10 protein-coding genes, 3 pseudogenes and 1 other annotated feature are annotated in these 18,266 nt (G+C 59.9%); of the genes and pseudogenes, 8 read left to right on the forward strand and 5 right to left on the reverse strand.

Annotated elements, in window-relative coordinates; genetic code table 11:
* Positions 1-312 precede the first annotated feature (312 nt).
* From LG281_RS10720 to LG281_RS10730, 3 genes are all read left to right on the forward strand, one after another.
* Complete coding sequence (locus LG281_RS10720; protein WP_404400508.1) at positions 313-1,023, forward strand: type IV toxin-antitoxin system AbiEi family antitoxin domain-containing protein; 711 nt, start codon at positions 313-315, stop codon at positions 1,021-1,023.
* A gap of 2 nt (positions 1,024-1,025) precedes the next feature.
* Complete coding sequence (locus LG281_RS10725) at positions 1,026-1,943, forward strand: nucleotidyl transferase AbiEii/AbiGii toxin family protein (protein WP_404400510.1); 918 nt, start codon at positions 1,026-1,028, stop codon at positions 1,941-1,943.
* Between the two features lie 278 nt (positions 1,944-2,221).
* A complete protein-coding gene (locus LG281_RS10730) occupies positions 2,222-3,004 on the forward strand; it encodes an alpha/beta fold hydrolase (protein WP_404400512.1) in 783 nt (260 codons plus the stop codon).
* Between the two features lie 103 nt (positions 3,005-3,107).
* Here LG281_RS10730 and LG281_RS10735 read toward each other — a convergent pair whose 3' ends face one another.
* A complete protein-coding gene (locus LG281_RS10735; protein WP_404400514.1) occupies positions 3,108-3,797 on the reverse strand; it encodes a winged helix-turn-helix transcriptional regulator in 690 nt (229 codons plus the stop codon).
* A 60-nt stretch (positions 3,798-3,857) separates the two neighbouring features.
* Between LG281_RS10735 and LG281_RS10740 the strand changes: the two are divergent.
* Positions 3,858-4,100 (forward strand): annotated as a pseudogene (locus LG281_RS10740) (IS5/IS1182 family transposase); the annotation flags it as partial.
* 72 nt (positions 4,101-4,172) lie between these two features.
* Here LG281_RS10740 and nhaA read toward each other — a convergent pair.
* The 3 genes from nhaA to LG281_RS10755 form a co-directional block, all read right to left on the reverse strand.
* Positions 4,173-5,495, reverse strand: coding sequence for a Na+/H+ antiporter NhaA (gene nhaA / locus LG281_RS10745; protein WP_404400516.1), 1,323 nt, complete (start codon positions 5,493-5,495; stop codon positions 4,173-4,175).
* Between the two features lie 51 nt (positions 5,496-5,546).
* Positions 5,547-6,359 carry a transglutaminase family protein gene (locus LG281_RS10750; RefSeq protein ID WP_404400518.1) on the reverse strand — a complete coding sequence of 271 codons (813 nt, stop codon included), beginning with the start codon at positions 6,357-6,359 and terminating at the stop codon, positions 5,547-5,549.
* A 71-nt stretch (positions 6,360-6,430) separates the two neighbouring features.
* Positions 6,431-7,015 (reverse strand): hypothetical protein, encoded by a 585-nt coding sequence (locus LG281_RS10755; protein WP_404400520.1) that lies wholly within the window; start codon positions 7,013-7,015, stop codon positions 6,431-6,433.
* Positions 7,016-7,177: 162 nt separating this feature from the next.
* Between LG281_RS10755 and LG281_RS10760 the strand changes: the two are divergent.
* The 4 genes and pseudogenes from LG281_RS10760 to LG281_RS10775 all read left to right on the forward strand — a co-directional run.
* Positions 7,178-7,463: pseudogene (locus LG281_RS10760) on the forward strand (IS3 family transposase); the annotation flags it as partial.
* Positions 7,219-7,328 (forward strand) — a sequence feature (AL1L pseudoknot). (Overlaps the previous pseudogene by 110 nt.)
* A gap of 171 nt (positions 7,464-7,634) precedes the next feature.
* Positions 7,635-7,928, forward strand: a complete 294-nt coding sequence (locus tag LG281_RS10765; protein WP_404400522.1) for a hypothetical protein — start codon at positions 7,635-7,637, stop codon at positions 7,926-7,928.
* A gap of 62 nt (positions 7,929-7,990) precedes the next feature.
* Positions 7,991-16,462: a GH36-type glycosyl hydrolase domain-containing protein gene (locus LG281_RS10770; RefSeq protein ID WP_404400524.1), complete on the forward strand. Its 8,472-nt coding sequence runs from the start codon at positions 7,991-7,993 to the stop codon at positions 16,460-16,462.
* Positions 16,463-16,728: 266 nt separating this feature from the next.
* Positions 16,729-16,887, forward strand: a pseudogene (locus tag LG281_RS10775) (helix-turn-helix domain-containing protein); the annotation flags it as partial.
* 620 nt (positions 16,888-17,507) lie between these two features.
* Here the strand turns inward: LG281_RS10775 and LG281_RS10780 are convergent.
* Positions 17,508-17,693 carry a hypothetical protein gene (locus LG281_RS10780; protein WP_404400526.1) on the reverse strand — a complete coding sequence of 62 codons (186 nt, stop codon included), beginning with the start codon at positions 17,691-17,693 and terminating at the stop codon, positions 17,508-17,510.
* Positions 17,694-18,266 lie beyond the last annotated feature (573 nt).

Consider the following 18,266-nt stretch of genomic DNA (forward strand, 5'->3'; position numbering starts at 1 on the left):
CTATACCCGAGTTGGCTGTCAAATATGGTACCAAACCATTGGTAGCCCTGGACCGCTACCGCCAATCCACACACCTACCGGAAATACGCTACAGGCTCCGATTATCCTCTCGGCTTCTGGCGGCGTAGGCATGCCTACTGCAAAGCTGGAAGCCAACTTTCTAAAGCGCACTTTTGCTGACCTGCTCGCCGGGGTGTAGAACGGCATCATTGTTCCCATCCAGAGAGGAATTATAAAGCCTCACTTTATAAAGCGTATCGTTTCTGAAAATACCTATCTTGACAGTGCAACACTTAAGCCCAAATATATAGCATGGCTTTAGAAAAATACGGTCTTTTGAAACAGGTTCTGACGCATGCCCGGCCGGGCCAGCCGCTGACAGCGGCCTGGCTTGCCAAGCAGGGCGTGTCGGCGCAGCTTGCCTATCATTACGTTCAGGCGGGTTGGCTCATCAGGCTGGGGCACGGCTGGTTCCTGCGCGCCGGAGATGAACCGGAACTGCTCCTTTCCCTGGCGGCCCTGCCGGGCAATTTCCATGTCGGCGGCAAGACAGCGCTCGCTTGGCACGGTTATCAGCACAATCTCGCCCATCGCCCCGATACCGAACTTTTCGCGCAAAGCCCGTTCCGCCTGCCTGAATGGATGCAGGCGCATTTTCCGCTCACAGTACGGAAACGTCACCTTTTTGACGATGATGACCAGGGCGTTGCGCCATGGCGCGACATGGTGAGTCTGCGGGTTGCCGAACCCGAACGCGCCGTTCTGGAAATGCTGTGGGGGGTCCCGCAACATCAAACGCTGGAAGAGGCCACCCATCTCGTCGAGAGCCTCTTCGGCCTGCGCGCGATGCTGATGCAACCGCTTCTGGAAAGCTGTCGCAGCATCAAGGCGGTGCGGCTTTTCCTGAAACTCGCCAAACAGGCCCCCCTCCCCATCATGGAGGAACTCGACATGGCCCGGATCCACACCGGATCGGCCACGCCCTATGTACGGCGCCACGCAGCCGGTACGATCAGGACCTGACCGTGGATAAACGCTATTTCGAGACCGTGCAGCTTCTGCTCGATGTCGCGCCGCTCATTTTTCGGGGTGGGGATTTCGCCATGAAGGGCGGCACAGCCATCAATCTTTTTCACCGCGACATGCCCCGGCTCTCGGTTGATATCGACGTGGTCTACATTCACGGAAATCGAATGCGCGAAGAAGCGCTCGGCGCCATATCCCAGGCACTGGATCAGGCAGCGACCGAGCTGGAGCGGCGCGGACTTGCCGTCAGGCGGCAAACATCAACTGGCACCGGCGATATCAAGCTGTTTGTGCGCCGGGGTCTTTCCGAGGTCAAGGTGGAGGTCAACCCGGTCGGCCGTGGTACGCTGCTGCCCGTGCGTCCGGCCGCGCTCTGCGCATCGGCGGCGGATGAATTCAAGCGCATCCTCAGGCTGCCGATCCTGGCGCCCGCGGAACTCTATGGCAGCAAACTTGTTGCCGCGATGGATCGGCAGCACCCGCGCGACTGGTTCGATTGCCTGCTGCTGCGGCGGAATGAAGGGCTGACCACCGACATACGCCAGACATTCGTCGCCTACGTCGCCGCCCACAATCGCCCTATCAACGAAATCCTGACACCGAACCCGCAACCGCTCGAGGCCACCTATCGCAATGACTTTGTCGGCATGACGCGGGATGAGGTCGGCCTGGAAGCACTTGAGGAAACGCGCATCTGGTTGTTCGAGGAGTTGCCCAAAAGCCTGACACGAACGGAGCGGGATTTTCTCATCGGCCTGAAAGCTGGAGAACCCGACTGGAGCCTCCTGCCGTTTCCCTCACTGCAGCACATGCCCGCCGTGAGATGGAAGCTCGAGAACATTCGCAAGCTGAAGCAGTCCAACCCGCGCAAACACGCTGATCTGCTGGCAACATTGGAAGAGAAATTGCAGATGTGAGGATATACGCGCCGGACGCAAGCGCGGTGCAGGCCGAATTGTAGGGGATGCGCGTATTGCCACGCCGACAGCGCGCGCATTAGCGATGGCCAAAACAGGGGGATCGAGTTGCGCTCGACTGGTGCACGCAGCGCCAGATGGCACGCTGACGTTTCAATGGTCGATTGCTTAATACTGCCAAGGTCCCCCGTTTCGCGCTATGCTCGGGACTGCGCCCCTGGTCGCAACTTTCGGCCAGCCGGCATGTCGCGGAATTTCGCGAATGGGAGGGTCACCGGATGGACTTCATCACCTCTGCAGACGGAACTCGGATCGCATTTGAGCGCAGCGGTAGCGGTCCGCCATTGGTTCTGGTTCACGGCTCAACGGCAGATCACACGCGTTGGGCGAACATTCTGCCCGATCTCGAGAGCCGCTTCACCGTCTTTGCGATGGATCGCAGGGGCCGCGGGAAAAGCGGCGACGCCTCTGACTACGCCCTGGAGCGGGAATACGAGGATGTCTCGGCAGTCATCCGGGCCGCAGGTCCCGATGTCGGCGTCATTGGCCATTCATTCGGAGCGCTGTGTACGATGGAGGCCGCGCTTCGTGTGGATAATCTCAAACAGCTCGTCCTTTACGAGCCTGCGTTTCCCGTCGGCGGAAGTCCGCTCTATTCGCCCGACATCCCCGATCGCCTCAAGGCGATTTTGGAGACCGGGGATCGCGATGCAATGCTGGTGGCCTTTTTCAAGGACGTGGTGGGCGCACCGGATGCGCAAATCGAGGCGCTTCGCGCTGACCCCTCGTGGCCCGGCCGCATCGCGGCCGCACATACCGCGCTGCGTGAACTGGCGGACGGGGATTACGTGTTTGAGCCCGAGCGATTTCAGGATCTGGCAGTGCCGACTTTGATGCTGGTGGGGGAAAACAGCCCCAAAGAACTCACCGCGCCGGCCCGGGCACTTAACGACGCACTTCCGGACAGTCAGATTGTCACTTTGAAGGGCCAGGGACATGTCGCAATGACGACCGCACCAAAACTGTTTCTGGATGCCGTGATGGGATTTCTGGCACCGTAGTCCGGCTGCAGGCCAGCAGAGAACCCGCCGCCGGGGAGGTTCGCCTACCCCGATCGTTTATACAGCGCGCCGCGATATCCGCCCTGGATGACGGTTGCGCATATTAACCGGCCATCCGTTCTTCATGCGCAAAGGGGCTGAGGCCCATCCACTCCTGCATTCGGGCTGCGATCTCGCGCGCACCGGTCAGCTCCAGTCTCCCCTCGGTCACCGCTTTTTCGACCGTGTCCAAGCCCATCCAGATCGCGGTCATCGTGCGCAGGCTGCATACCGAATAGAGATCGATGTCATAACCCGGATCGGCATAGCAGGCCTCGACCCCGGATTCCGGATCGGCCAGCAACCAATAATTCTGCCGCGCGGTTGGAAGATTGTCGAACACGAACTGAAGGCAAACCCGGCGCTTCGGCAGCGGGTCGATATTGAGGAAACGGTGCATGTCCCATATCAAAAGTTGAGGGTCGAGATTGTTGAGGGAAACTTCGCTCTCTACCCATCGCTGCCCCCATGCACCGATCCCCAGGACAAGCGGGCGAAGTTCTTCTCCGGCTTTTGTCAGACGATACTCCTTAACGCCCTGGTCTCCTTTGAGCGACTGAATAACGCCGACCGCCTCCAATTCTCCCAACCGCTTTGACAAGAGCGTCGGCGACATCCGCGGCAGACCACGCCGAAGGTCGTTGAAGCGCGTGCTGCCGCACAGAAATTCGCGGATCAAAAGCGGCGTCCAGCGCGCGCAGAAAATCTCAGACGCCATCGAAACCGGACAGAACTGACCGTAACTGCCACGCATGGAATGTCTCCCTTTTGCCTGGAGCGGATGACCGTTCGCGCCGGACCGCCCTCGGCTGGCGGCCGGAAGCGGACCAACGACACGCACGCATCAGCCACCGACCCCGATGCCAGGCTCTACAAGAAGGGCAAAGGCAAGGAGGCGAAGTTATGCTTCATGGGACATGGGCTGATGGAGAACCGCCACGGCCTTCTGGTCGACGCCTGCCTGACATTGGCTGACGACCATGCCGAGCGGGTGGCGGCACTCAACATGATTGAGCCGCATGCCGACCGACCGCGTGCAATCACGCTTGGCTTTGATTAAGGCTCGACCTGAACGGTGACATACAAACCGGACATACGCGGTTTGCGAAGGTCGAATTACGGTGATGGATCAGGTTCGACTGCGTCTCGGCCAAGTCAGCCAAAGGAGCAATCCCAGCCCTGCCAGGGCGGAGCAAAACGAACCGGCGAGTATGCCGATTTTGGCTGCATTCAGCATTGCGGGAGCATAGGCGAGCCCAGCGATAAAAAGTGACATGGTGAAGCCGATGCCGGTGAGAAATGCACCTGCCAAGACAAACGGCCAGTTCAGGCCAGTTCCCCGGACCGCCAGGCCGAGACCGACGGCCAGCCAACTGAAACTGAAGACGCCGATTGGCTTACCCAAAACCAGACCCGCCGCAATCGCAATCGAAACCGGTTGACCTAGATCCACGCCGGTGACCGCCACCCCGGCATTGGCAAGAGCGAAGATTGGCATCACCACGAATCCAACCCACGGATGCAACACAATTTCCAAGCGTTCGACGGGAGAGAGTGACTCGTTAACCGCTCTTCCGGCTTGCCGCAGGTCGCGCCGGTCTAGCGTGTCCCCGCTCCAGTGCTCACCCCCGGGATAGGCGAGAACACGCCCGAGTATCGCGCGCAGGCGTATGTCGCTCACCCACGTGCGCGTCGGTGTCATCAAGCCCAGTATGACGCCGGCGATCGTTGCGTGAACACCGGACGCATCGAAGCAAAGCCACACTAAGGCTCCCAGCAGGAAGTAGACCGGAATACTCCTGATCCCCAAGCGAGCAAACCCGGCAACCATACCGAGCCCGGCTGCTCCGAGGCCGAGAGCAGACCAGTTCAGTGCGTCGCCGTAACCGAAAGCCACTACAAGGATTGCGCCAACGTCGTCAAATATGGCCAGAGACAGCAAAAACAGGCGCAGAGCAGGTGGGATTCGGGAGCCGAACAATGCAAGGCAACCGATCACGAACGCGGTATCCGTCGCCATAACCGTTCCCCACCCGTGGATACCCGGAAGGCCACCCATCAAGGTCAGATAGATGGCGACCGGCACGACCATGCCGCCGAGAGCTCCCGCGAACGGCAGCGCCGCCGTCCGTGGGTCACGCAGTTCACCAAGAACGATTTCCCGTTTGAGCTCAAGGGAAATAACGAAGAAGAAAAGGGTCATCAGCCCGTCGTTGATCCAGTGCTGCAATGAACGACTGAAGTCCAATGAGCCAAAATGCAGGCCGATCGGCGTCTCCCAAAATGCGAGGAAGTATGCTGACCAAGCTGAATTTGCCAGAAGCAGCGCCAGAACGACCGAAAGGAGCAAAAGCCCACCCGCCGCGGCTTCGATCTTCAGAAAGCGCGCGAACGGTTTCGTAACGCGGTCGGCTAACTCCTGTGGCAAATCGGCTTTACTCTCGTCCGTCATGACGGAGACTCCCAGCAGCAAGAAGAGCTGCATTGCCGCCCGCTCGGGCGATCAGCGCAAACCTGTGACGTCATAAGTCCACACACGAAACGACTTTAGAGTATGCGGGCCGAAAGAGTTGATCAACGGAACGTCAGCAGCGTCACGACCACGCGCCACCTGCAGACGACCGATGCGTGGAACGTTGTTGCGCGGATCGAATGTCATCCACTCGCCGTCGAGATAAACCTCCATCCACGCAGAAAAATCCATCGGATCAAGGATTGGCACCCCGATGTCGCCAAGATAGCCGTTCACATATCGCGCCGGGATGTTCATGCAACGGCAAAAAGTAATGGCAAGGTGCGCATAGTCGCGGCAGACTCCAACCCCTTCCTCGTAAGCTTCTTTTGCCGTACGCGTGGCCCGCGCATTTTCATAGCCGAATGCAAGGTGCCCGTGAACGTAGTCGCAGATGGCCTGTACCCGGTTCCAACCTGGCGCCTCATGCCCAAACAGGTCCCACGCGGCCTGGCTTAGCGCGTCGGTTTCGCAATATCGGCTTCCAAGGAGAAACGACAGACACGCGTCGGGAAGGTCCTGTACCGGAACTTCCTGTGCCTTCGAGTGGACTGGATCTAGCAATCCTGAATCCGCGACGACACCATCCGCCCAAATGGAAAAATCGCCCGGAAGGGCAGTAAAGCGCCGGCAGACATTGCCAAACATGTCGAGATAGGTGCGTTTCGGGACTTCCGGCGTTGTAACGACCTTCTCGGGTGAAACCATATCCCTGCGGCGCTCAGGCCGGATGTCCATCAGGCAAACCATCGGTGTCGGCGCCTCGCAGCGAACGGCAATCTCGTACCCAAAACGGATGAGCATGAACTCTCCTGCCAGCTATGTTTCGCAACGGGTTGTTCAAATCTCCGACGTCTGCCCGAGCGGAACTATGCCTAGTTGTATTGCTCGGCCTCTCCAACAGCTGCGATAGCCTGCTGCTCCTGCAGATAATCCCCGCGGAATACGCCGTTCTCCCTCACCTCCCAGACACCGTTTCTCTTTCTGATATGGAATCCGCCAGACTTAGCCGCGGTCGCGGCGCCATCCGGAATTTCGACGACCACCGTATGCCTGCCGGTTGCAGACACTTTTGGGGCGGCCCTGGCTCTTTGGCGCTGGACCGCCACTTCTATAGCGCGGACGAACTCTTCTGCGAAATCCTCAGTGTCGGTGTAGTCCTGCTCGCGGTACTTTGTTGGCAAGCGGAAGGTCTGCTGCAAACGTTGTAGAAAATCATGGTTTGTTTCGGCCATGTGCGCGATGAGTGACTGAAGAATGCGCTCGTGTGCCAATACCCTACGCTCAAGGCTCGTGGTTTCCGCATGTGGCGCCGGATGCCATTCTGCGGCAGGGCTTTCAACGACTGTGACCATGCCTTCATTCTCGCCGCAGGCTATCTGCTCGGCAGTTGAAAGATCGATTCGAGTCGCGAGGGCCGTTTTGCTGCGCCCTTCAGCTTTGCGGATGCGGTTTTTCATGAGAAAGCCTTTCAGGCTCGTACCGGGACTATCCGGCCAGACAGGGTAATCCTGCTTTCCATTATATCGCTATTGGAGGTGTGCAATAAAAGGGTTGACCGAAAACGTAAGTCTTGGATGAGTGTGCCGCCATCCCAGTGCCTTCGGTGCGGAACGTCTCAAAAACCGCTTTGCCAAGCCAACGAAATATTGCGCAAGACGTCGGCATGTTTTGCGATGGCGGAGCTTAACCGAAGCGACGATTTCCTTCATCGATGAACACCGTTCGGTGTTCAGGGTCGAGCCGATCTGCAAACTGCTGCCGATTGCCCCTTCGACCTACCACGACCATGTTGCCAAGCGGCACGATCCTTCCCGGCTGCCGGCGCCGGCAAAGCGGGATGAGGAGCTCAAGGTGGAGGTGCGACGCGTGTTCGAGGAGAACTTCCGCGTTCATGGCATGGCGCGGCGCCTCGGCGCAAATAGATAGAGTCTGGCGCCTCACCCGATGTGACAGCGGCGCTGCCTTGTTGTAGCACCGCTCGGTCACCATTTGTATGATGAGAGTGCAGGCTTGGCACGGTGACTTTGCCGGTCCTTTGGAGTTCCTAGCTCACCCGCTCTCGCGGGAGCGTTTTCAATGTTTTCCTATCAATCCGGTGAACCGCTGGATGTCTCCAGGCAAAAGACGCTGTTGCGTACCAATGCGCTTAAGCAGTGGTCATTCCTTACACCGCTCGACCTGACAATGATCAATTCGGAACAGCAACTCGTGACCATGGTGCGGGATCGAAGCGGAATAACCAATTCCCAATCGCAAACCGACGTCCATACGTGGATGCAGCGCCAAAATCAGCCTGCGTCACCGGATACGCCGGACGCCCACAACGTCGATCTTTCGAAATCCCAGAAAAGCCCGCCTTCGGCACCCTAAACTCAAGTCGCAGGGAGTGTTCGCATCTGTTCGGGTCGTGACGTGAGCAAAAGGACCCACAAATGCACTCTTTCGCCGACTTGGTTTCCAATATCTATCATCGGCCATCACCTTGGGATGATCCGAGCCCGGTGCGCGAGGAACTCTTTGGCGTGGAGCGTCTTGAGCAGCACGCCGAAAGCTTGGCACACGCGCAGACCCTTGCATCCCGGCCGGCCAGTGTAGGTTCCCTCCATCGTCGGCTTGACGACAATGCCGCGACCCTGCTCACCGCTTATCGCGCGAGCGCTTTGGAGGTCGAGGGCGATCGTGGTGTCGTACCGGCAGCCGAGTGGTTGCTGGATAATTATCATCTCGTCGAAGCCCAGATACGCGAAATCCGCGAGGACTTGCCACCCGGCTATTATAGCCAGCTCCCCAAGCTCGCCAATGGCCCGTTCGCCGGCTACCCGCGCGTCTTTGGCATCGCTTGGGCCTTCGTCGCGCACACCGACAGCCACTTCGATCCCGAAACGCTCTCACGTTTCGTCGCTGCCTATCAGCGCGTTCAGCCACTGACCATCGGCGAGCTCTGGGCCGTCGCCATCACGCTGCGGATCGTCCTGGTCGAAAATTTGCGCCGGCTTGCGGACCAGATCACCGTGGGACGAACTGCGCGATCCGACGCCGATGCGCTGGCCGACCGGCTGTTGGCAGTGGGCCCGGAAACAAGCACGGCCTTGCCTATGCCTTCCGAACCACTTTCGGAACATTTTGCCGCCCAACTCGCGAAACGGCTGCGCGACCAAGATCCTGAAACGACTCCGGCGCAAGGCTGGCTCGAGCAGCGTCTTGCAGCGCAAGGTACCTCGATGGAAATGGTCGTGCAGCATGCCCAGCAGCGGCAGGGTGCGTCCAACGTTACCACGCGCAATATCATCACAAGCATGCGGCTGATTTCCGATGTGGATTGGGCGGCCCTGTTCGAAACAGTGAGTCTTGTAGATGCGCGCCTGTCCTCCGCAAGCGGGTTTGCGGAGATGGATTTTGCGACTCGCAACCTCTATCGCTCGGCTATCGAGCAACTGGCTCACGGCGCGCCCAAATCCGAACTCGATATTGCCGGCGAGGCGCTGGCGGCTGGCAACGAGGCACAATCGCAAGCCAAAACCCCGTCCGAAGCCGAACGGTTGAGCGATCCGGGCTTTCATCTGATCGGGCAAGGCCGAAAAGATTTTGAAGCGCGCATTGGCTTTCGCTCACCGCTACAGCTGTGGATCAGCCGTATCCCGATCCGTTTGGGCCTCGAGGGCTATGTGGGCGCCATTGCTGTTGTCACAGTGCTGGTCATCGCGGCCGGCGCATGGCTAACCTTACCCCACGGCACGCCAAGCGTCTGGCTGCTCCTTTTTGCCATCACCGCACTGCTGCCCGCGACAGAGATCGCCATCGCCTTAGTCAATAGGGCCATTGCCGGTCACGTGGGCGCTTCAGCCCTGCCAGGGCTTGAACTGGCAGGAGGAGTACCGTCTTCCCTGCGTACGCTGATCGCCGTCCCGACGCTCCTTACGACTAAGGCCGACCTTTTCGAGCAGATCGAAGGGCTGGAAGTTCACTACCTCTCGGGCGCGGAAGGCGATGTGTATTTCGCCTTGCTGGCCGATGGCATGGATGCGGCTCAGGAGATCATGGCGAGTGATGCCGAGCTGATCGAAACCGCTCATAGCGCCATCGCCACACTCAACACGCGTCACGGCCCGGGACCGTCTGGCGATCGCTTTATCTTTCTACACAGGCGACGCCAGTTCAATCCAGGTGAAGGGATCTGGATGGGGTGGGAGCGCAAGCGCGGAAAGCTCCACGAACTCAACCGGCTGTTGCGCGGCGCCGAGGATACCAGTTTCGTCTCCACTGGCGATGCGCGCCCGCATGTTCCACAGGACGTGCGCTACGTCATCACGCTCGATGCAGATACCATGCTGCCGCGCGAGACCGCTTTGCGACTCGTCGGCAAAATGGCCCACCCGCTCAACCGCCCCAGGTTCGACGCTGAAATCCGGCAGATCGTCGATGGCTACGCCATTCTGCAGCCTCGAGTTACAGCGGCACTGCCGGGTGGAGGGGATGGATCGCTGTTCCAGCGCATCTTTTCTTCACCGGGCGGCATGGACCCTTACGCGGGCGCTATCTCGGATGTTTATCAGGATCTTCTTGGTCAAGGCTCGTTCGCGGGCAAGGGCATCTACGACGTCGATGCCTTCGAAGATGCGTTGGCCGGGCGCATCCCCGAGAACACCCTGCTCAGCCATGACCTTTTGGAAGGCACGTTCGCCCGGGCCGGTCTGGCCTCCGACGTCGAACTCGTCGAGGATTTTCCAGCCCGCTACGATGTCGCCGCGCGGCGATCACACCGCTGGACCCGCGGCGACTGGCAGTTGCTGCCCTGGATCTTCGGCAAATCGGGCGTCGGCGCAGTAGGGCGCTGGAAGTTGCTCGACAATCTTCGCCGTGCGCTCCTGGCACCCTTTTCCGTTCTGGCACTTGTGCTGGCAGGTCTTTTGCCCATGCCCACCGCGCTCGTGGGTGTTGCGTTGATTGTCATCACAATCGCCGTCCCAGCTTTTCTGCCCATTGCATTCTCCGTTCTTCCCCACCGCAAAGGTCTGCATCTGCCGCACCACTATGTAGGCCTCGCCCGGGAAGCAAAACTTGCGACGATCCAAGTCGTCCTCAGGCTCGCTTTTCTTCCCGATGAAGCCTGGCGCAATCTCGATGCCATAGCGCGGACGCTTTTTCGCCTCTACATCTCGCACCGCACGCTTCTCGAATGGACAACCGCCGCGCAGGCCGCTCGCCGCCCCCGCCTTACCGTTTCGGGTTTCTACATCGAGATGGCCAGCGGCACCGTGTTCGCAACCGCCCTGCTGACCGGTGCGCTCCTGATCGCTCCTGGCAACTGGCCGTTGATCGTGCCGCTGGCGATGCTCTGGCTTGCGGCTCCAGCCATCGCGCTCCATGTCAGCCGTCCCGATCTCACCAAACAACGCATTCTGACAGCATCGGAGGCAACAGGACTTCGGTTGATCGCCCGGCGCACCTGGCGGTTTTTCGAGACCTTTGTCACGCCCGAAGACAACATGCTACCGCCGGACAATTTCCAGGAAGCACCCCACCCCGCCATCGCGCACCGAACCTCTCCGACCAATATCGGCCTTTACCTTCTCTCTGCTGTTGCCGCCCACGATTTTGGGTGGACGGGAACACTGTCCACTGTGGAGCGGCTTGAAGCGAGCTTCGAGACTCTGGGCAAATTGGCCAAATACAATGGGCACTTGTTCAACTGGTACGATACCGAGGATTTGCGAACGCTCGAACCGGCCTATGTATCCTCGGTCGATAGCGGCAATCTGGCGGGACATCTCATCGCCCTGGCCAATGCGTGCGAGGAATGGATTGGCGCACCGCCGACCGAAAATCGGACGGGCCTGATCGATACGCTCAGTCTTGCGCGGCTGGCGCTGGCCAAACAGTCCGGAAAAGCAGGCGACACCCTTGTCGCAACCCTGGATGAAATCGAGACCTTGCTCGCCGGCGCCCAATCGATGGAGAGCACGTCGCCGCCACTGGCGCGTCTGGCTGACAAGGCGCTCAAGGCCGCGTGCGAAAACCACAGTGCCAACTCCGAGCTGGTCTTCTGGATCCAGGCCGTGGGCGAAACACTCAACCAGTTCACCCGTGATCGCACAGCAATCGAGACTGATGCGGCCCAACTCGATGCCCGCCTTCAGGCACTGGCCAAGGCCGCGCGCGATATGGCTCTGGGTATGGATTTCACCTTCCTGCTCGATCCAGATCGCAAGCTGCTCTCGATTGGTTATTCGCTCGTCGACAACGACCTGGATCCCAGTTGCTATGATCTGCTCGCGTCCGAAGCGCGACTGGCCAGCCTGTACGCCATTGCCAAGGGCGATGCGCCAACCCGGCACTGGTTCCGGCTCGGGCGCACGGCGACCCCCATCGGCACTGGTTCGGCGCTCGTCTCGTGGTCGGGATCTATGTTTGAATATCTCATGCCCTCTCTGGTCATGCGGGCGCCCGATGGAAGTCTGCTCGCGCGGACCAACCGCACCATCGTTGCGCGCCAGATAGACTACGCCAGCGGTCTCGGCGTGCCGTGGGGGATTTCCGAATCCGCCTACAACGCCCGTGATCTGGAGTTCACCTATCAGTATTCTAATTTCGGCGTGCCCGGCCTCGGGCTCAAGCGCGGGCTATCGGCCAATCTCGTGATCGCCCCCTATGCCACCGGGCTGGCAGCGATGGTCGATCCGCATAGCGCCAACGAGAATTACGCCCGTCTCGCCGATATGGGGGCGCTCGGACCTTACGGTTTCTACGAAGCGCTCGATTTCACCCCCGCACGAGTGCCGCCCAAGGAAAAATTTGCAATCGTTCGCAATGTGATGGCGCACCACCAGGGCATGACCATCGTCTCGATGGTCAATACGTTGCTCGATGGCCGCATGCGCGCCCGCTTCCATCGCGAACCGATGATCAGGGCCACCGAATTGCTGCTGGCCGAAAAACTGCCGCGTGACGTCGCCGTCGCCCACACGCGAGCCGAAGAACTCAAGATCCGCGCCGGCGCAAACGGCAAAGGACTTCCGACAGTGCGCCGCATGTCCGGCGCCGCTTCCGATGCACCCGTCGCGACCCATATGCTGTCGAACGGCCGCTACGCCGTGATGATCACGGGAGCGGGTGCGGGCTACAGCCGCTGGCGCGATATCGCCGTCACGCGCTGGCGCGAGGACGCCACGAGAGACGATTGGGGCGCCTTCGTATATCTCAAGGACACGCAGACGGGCACAGCATGGTCGCCCGGCGCCCAGCCCATGGGCGGCACACCCGATACGCACAGTGTAATCTTTGCCGAAGATCACGCGGAATTTGTCCGCCGCGACGGCTCACTCACTACAGCAATGGAGTTGCTGGTCTCGGGTGAGGACGACGGGGAGGTGCGCCGCATCTCGCTGACCAATTCCGGGCGGCGCGTACGCGAGATCGAATTGACCTCCTATGCCGAACTCGTTCTGGCTACCCCAGCCTCGGACAATGCGCATCCGGCCTTTTCCAAGATGTTCGTCATCACCGAATATCTCGCCGAGTTCGGAGCGCTTATCGCTACCCGACGCCGGCGCAACCCAACGGAACCCGAAGTCTGGGCTGCCCATTTCACCGTCGTCGAGGGCGAGATCGTTGGCGAACCCCAATACGAAACGGACAGGGCGCGCTTTATCGGTCGCAACCGGACGATTGCCGATCCGATCGCCATCACAGATGGCCCGGCGCTCTCAAACACTGTGGGCACTGTGCTCGATCCAGTGTTTTCGCTGCGCCAGCGTGTCCGCATCTTGCCCGGAAAAGCCGCCCGCGTCGCCTTTTGGACCATGGTCGCACGCTCGCGCGAAAAACTGCTCGAACTGGTCGACAGCCATCGCAATCGCAGTGCTTTCGAGCGAACCAGGACCCTGGCGTGGACACAGGCGCACGTCCAGTTACACCATCTGGGCACCAGTCCGCAGCAGGCCGCCGACTTCCAGCGCCTCGCCGCTCCGATCCATTACGCAGATTCCCGCTTCCGTATGCCCGCCGAGGCACTTGCCGAAGGTATCGGACCGCAATCAGGCCTCTGGGCTTACGGGATTTCAGGCGATCTGCCCCTCGTCGTGCTGTGCATTGAGGATATCGAGGACATGGGGCAGGTCCGCCAATTACTTCGCGCTCACGAATATTGGCGCATGAAGGGGCTGGCCGTGGATCTGGTGATCGTCAACGAGCGCGCCGCCTCCTATGTGCAGGACCTCCAAAGTGCTATCGAAACTGCTGTCCGCACCAGCCAGTCCCGTCTACCTTTCAGTGAGAAGCCGGCTCAAGGCGTCGTCCACTTGTTGCGTGCCGATATGATGGCGGCCGAGACCCGTGACCTTGTTTATGCCGTCGCGCGGGTCGTGCTCCTGGCTCGTCATGGCCCGATTGCCGACCAGCTTGCCCGCAATGCCGTAACGCCTGAGGCACAAGCCGCTCCTCCGACGCCGACGGTGCCCCCAATAGGGACTGAACATGTTGCAATCCAGACCGGCCTCGAATTCTTCAACGGGCTGGGAGGGTTCGATAATAACGGCACTGAATATGTAACCCTGCTCGAAGCAGGCCAATCGACCCCAGCCCCTTGGATAAACGTCATCGCCAATTCTGGCTTCGGATTTCAGGTCTCTGCAGATGGCAGCGGCTATAGCTGGGCACAGAACAGCCGCGAAAACCAGCTCACCCCCTGGTCCAACGACCCCGTCGGCGATCCAAATGGCGAAGCGATCTATATCCGGGACGAGGAAAGCGGCGCGCTGTGGAGCCCGGTCGCTCAACCCATTCGCGATTCAGGCCGCTACATTGCCCGTCACGGTTTCGGATACAGCGCCTTCGCTCACAAAGCCCATGGTATCGAAAGCACGCTGACCCAATTGGTGCCCCTTGCCGATCCGGTCAAGATATCGCGGCTCAAACTCACCAATCATTCGAAACGGCCGCGCCAGCTCACGGTCACCACTTACATCGAGTGGGTGCTCGGCACACAGCGCGGGTCCAATGCCCCCTTCATCGTCACGGAAACCGATGGCCAGACAGGCGCAATCCTGGCGTGCAACCGCTGGGGCACGCTGTTTCCAGGTCGAGTGGCCTTCGCCGATCTGGGTGCGCGTACCACAGGCTGGACGACCGACCGCACCGAGTTCCTTGGCCGCAATGGCAATACGGCGTCACCACGGGCGCTGACATGTCCATCCCGACTTTCCGGAGCAATCGGCGCCGGCCTTGACCCCTGCGCGGCCCAACAGATGTGCGTCTCACTCGAACCCGGGCAGTCGTGCGAAATCGTCTCTCTTCTCGGCCAGACCGGAACCGCCGAGGAAGCAAGTACGCTTGTGACGCGCTACCGTACAGCCGACCTCAATGCGTTGCTGGCGGAAGTCGCGGCATACTGGCGTGATCTGCTGGGCACCGTCGAGGTCAGGACCCCAGACCGAACCATGGACATCATGCTCAATGGTTGGCTGCTCTACCAGACGCTCGCCTGCCGCATCACCGCCCGCTCTGCCTTTTATCAGGCCAGCGGCGCCTATGGCTTTCGTGATCAGCTTCAGGACGGCATGGCGCTTGCCTTTGCCCGCCCCGACCAGACGCGTCATCACATCCTGCGCGCCGCCGGTCGCCAGTTCATCGAAGGCGACGTCCAGCACTGGTGGCTTCCCCATTCGGGCCAGGGCGTGCGCACCGGGATTTCCGATGATCGCGTATGGCTGGCCTTTGCCACCGCCACCTACATCGCTGTTGCCGACGATGCGGGCATCCTCGATGAGACCGTGCCGTTTCTCGAGGGTCAGCACCTGGCAGAAGGCGAGCATGACGCCTTTTTCATCCCCCAAAAGGCAGAAACTTCCGGTTCGCTTTTTGAGCATTGCGCCCGCGGAATCGATCAGGCCATCGCCCTCACCGGCCATCACGGCCTTCCGCTGATCGGCACCGGCGACTGGAACGACGGCATGAACCGAGTGGGTGAGGGTGGCAAAGGCGAAAGCGTCTGGCTTGGCTGGCTCCTCATCAGCGCGGTTGACCAGCTTGTCCCCCTGGCTAAAGCCCGCGACCTGCAAAGATCCGCACGCTGGCAGGCCCACGCCACGAAACTGCGCAAGGCACTCGAAACTCACGCCTGGGACGGCCAATGGTATCGCCGCGCCACCTTCGATGATGGCACCTGGCTCGGCTCGGCGCAAAGCGAGGAATGCAGGATTGATTCCATCGCGCAAACCTGGGCGGTACTTTCAGGCGCAGCCCGTCCTGAGCGGGCCGCCATCGCCATGGCATCGCTCGAAAAGCACCTGATCCGCAAGGATGATGGTCTGGCACTACTTTTCGCACCTCCTTTCGATAGGACGTCACACGACCCCGGGTACATCAAGGGTTATCCCCCGGGTCTTCGGGAAAATGGCGGGCAGTACAGCCACGCTGCCATGTGGGCGATTCTCGCCTTTGCCAAGCTGGGAGAAGGCCGCAAGGCCCACGATCTATTTGCCATGCTCAACCCGATCAATCACGCTGATACCCCCGAGGCCGCCAGCCGCTACAAGGTCGAACCCTATGTGGTGGCGGCCGACGTCTATTCGGTCACCCCTCACGCCGGGCGAGGTGGATGGACATGGTACACGGGCTCGGCGGGTTGGATGTACCGCGCAGGCATTGAGAGCATTCTCGGGATATCGCGCCGGGGCAATGTCCTGATTGTCGATCCGGTGCTGCCCCCCGACTGGCCGGGTTTTCAAGCCGGCGTAAGACTGGGCGCCAGCCAGTACGACATTTCCGTCACCCAGGTGGACCCGGGCGCAACAAGGCGCGTGAATCTCGATGGCAAGGACTTAACGATCAACGGCAAGAAAGTTCGTGTGCCGCTCGATGGCGGTGCACACACGCTTGCCATTGTTTTGGAGCGAGCTCTTGTCTGATTTCGCGCCTTGTTCAGCCGATCACCGGCTGCTTTCCCGACCGGCCTGCCGGGGCGGGACCAATCCCTGATTTTGCGAACGTTCGCTATCCGATCCGCATGTGCGACCTGTCGGTACCGGCTGAATACTCCCCACTTGTGCCGAAGTAAAAATCCCCAGTTTGGCGCTTGAAGTGTCCGCACCGCAGGGCATGCCCTGCGGTGCGGATATCGTCCATTTTCTACCCGATTGAGAGCCCCAAAGACGTTGATGGAGGCATTTATCGGGTGGTCGAACTGAGGAGGATCGTTTTGATCCACGATTTGAGAAGAAAAGGTCTGTCGATCAGTGCGATCGCACGGCAGACAGACTTGGACCGCAAGACCGTGCGCAAATATCTGGAGCGCGGTCTTGAAGGGCCCAGTTATGGTCCGCGCGCCCCGCGGAGCTGGGTCAAGGGATAGGCTGGGGAAACGGAGGTAAGGGCTTTGTTTGCTTCGAAGATTAGTGGATGTCCGCCGTCCCAGCATAAACCCCTCGGGCAGCATTGGCAGCCTTGGTTGCGGTGCAAACCCCATTTCCCGCCGGGGCGGTTGTTCGCAACTGACACAAAACGCTGCGGTTAGAAAACGGAGAAGTTCCCTCGACGGCCGACATAGGCGGGACGCAGTCGTTTGCCGGTCCGTCGGCAGCGATAGCCTCTAGGTCAACTCGGCCGAGGAGGAAGACGCCGCTCTGGCGTGCTCCAGCGGAGGAGATACAACGTTAGGGTATCGAGTCTAGGGACCGATACCGCCAATCCACACACCCACCGGATATACGCTACAGGCTCCGATTGTTCTCTCGGCTTTTAACGGCGTAGGTATTTGCTTACCGCATAACCTGTTTTGGGGTCGGCTGCCGTCTATCTGGCTCTGAACCGACCCGGCATAATTCCCGGCATTCCGCGATCGGTGCAGGCGGAAGTTGTACGGAGCGCTCGATACCTTGGAAGCCCGCCTCACTGGGGGCGATTAGGGAATCGAACAGCCATGCACTCCGCGCATAGCAGCCATCCCTTGCATTTCTAACCGGGCAGCCGCGCCAACGCAATTTCAGACGCTGTAAACAGGCTGGACATGAGGTGCTCCTCGCCCAGCTTGATCTCGAAGACATCCGTGCCCGTCACCGGCTCGCGCCGCCGCCGCCGCCGCAGCGTCAGCGGTCCAATTGCCGTTGGCCGATAGTCCAGTTCTTCAAACAGTTTGCTCATTGGTGGGTTATAGGGAGCGGGTGGCGCAATCGGCAAGTCAATCCACACAAGCCGGAGGAATGACCTGCCAGTATCGCGGCGGCTTCAACTTGGAGATGTAATGACTGCAGATTTCGGCAAACGCTTTGGCGACCAGACCCGCGGACATTGTCTGGGCCACTTTGATCGACAAAAATGGCTGCAACTATCCCGCGCAATCTCCGTCACGCACTACGTTTGTGGACTTTTTCAAAGACCTATGGTGCGACGGCAGCGTCCCCGACCACATCGTATCGGCTCCTGGATTTGGCTTAGGCCCTTCCTAACGACAGTCGTCGCGACCAGCCCACGATAGCCTCTCGCCGACTTCCGGATGCCCGAGCCGGCGGCTTGACGGACACCGGTGCGCAAAGCCGACATTAATTCAGATGTCAATTGCGCCTTGGATGACACGGTATGCCGAACGGAAAATGGTAGCCCTTCGAATTGAACCCTCAAAAAATTACCATTTAAAAACAGGTTATTAGCGCCATAGTCCAACGCTGGAACCCGATCACACCAAGCTGGGCGAGAAATTCACCAATAAAATCAATA

The sequence above is a fragment of the Pelagibacterium halotolerans genome, assembly GCF_044811015.1.
Classification (GTDB): domain Bacteria; phylum Pseudomonadota; class Alphaproteobacteria; order Rhizobiales; family Devosiaceae; genus Pelagibacterium; species Pelagibacterium halotolerans_A.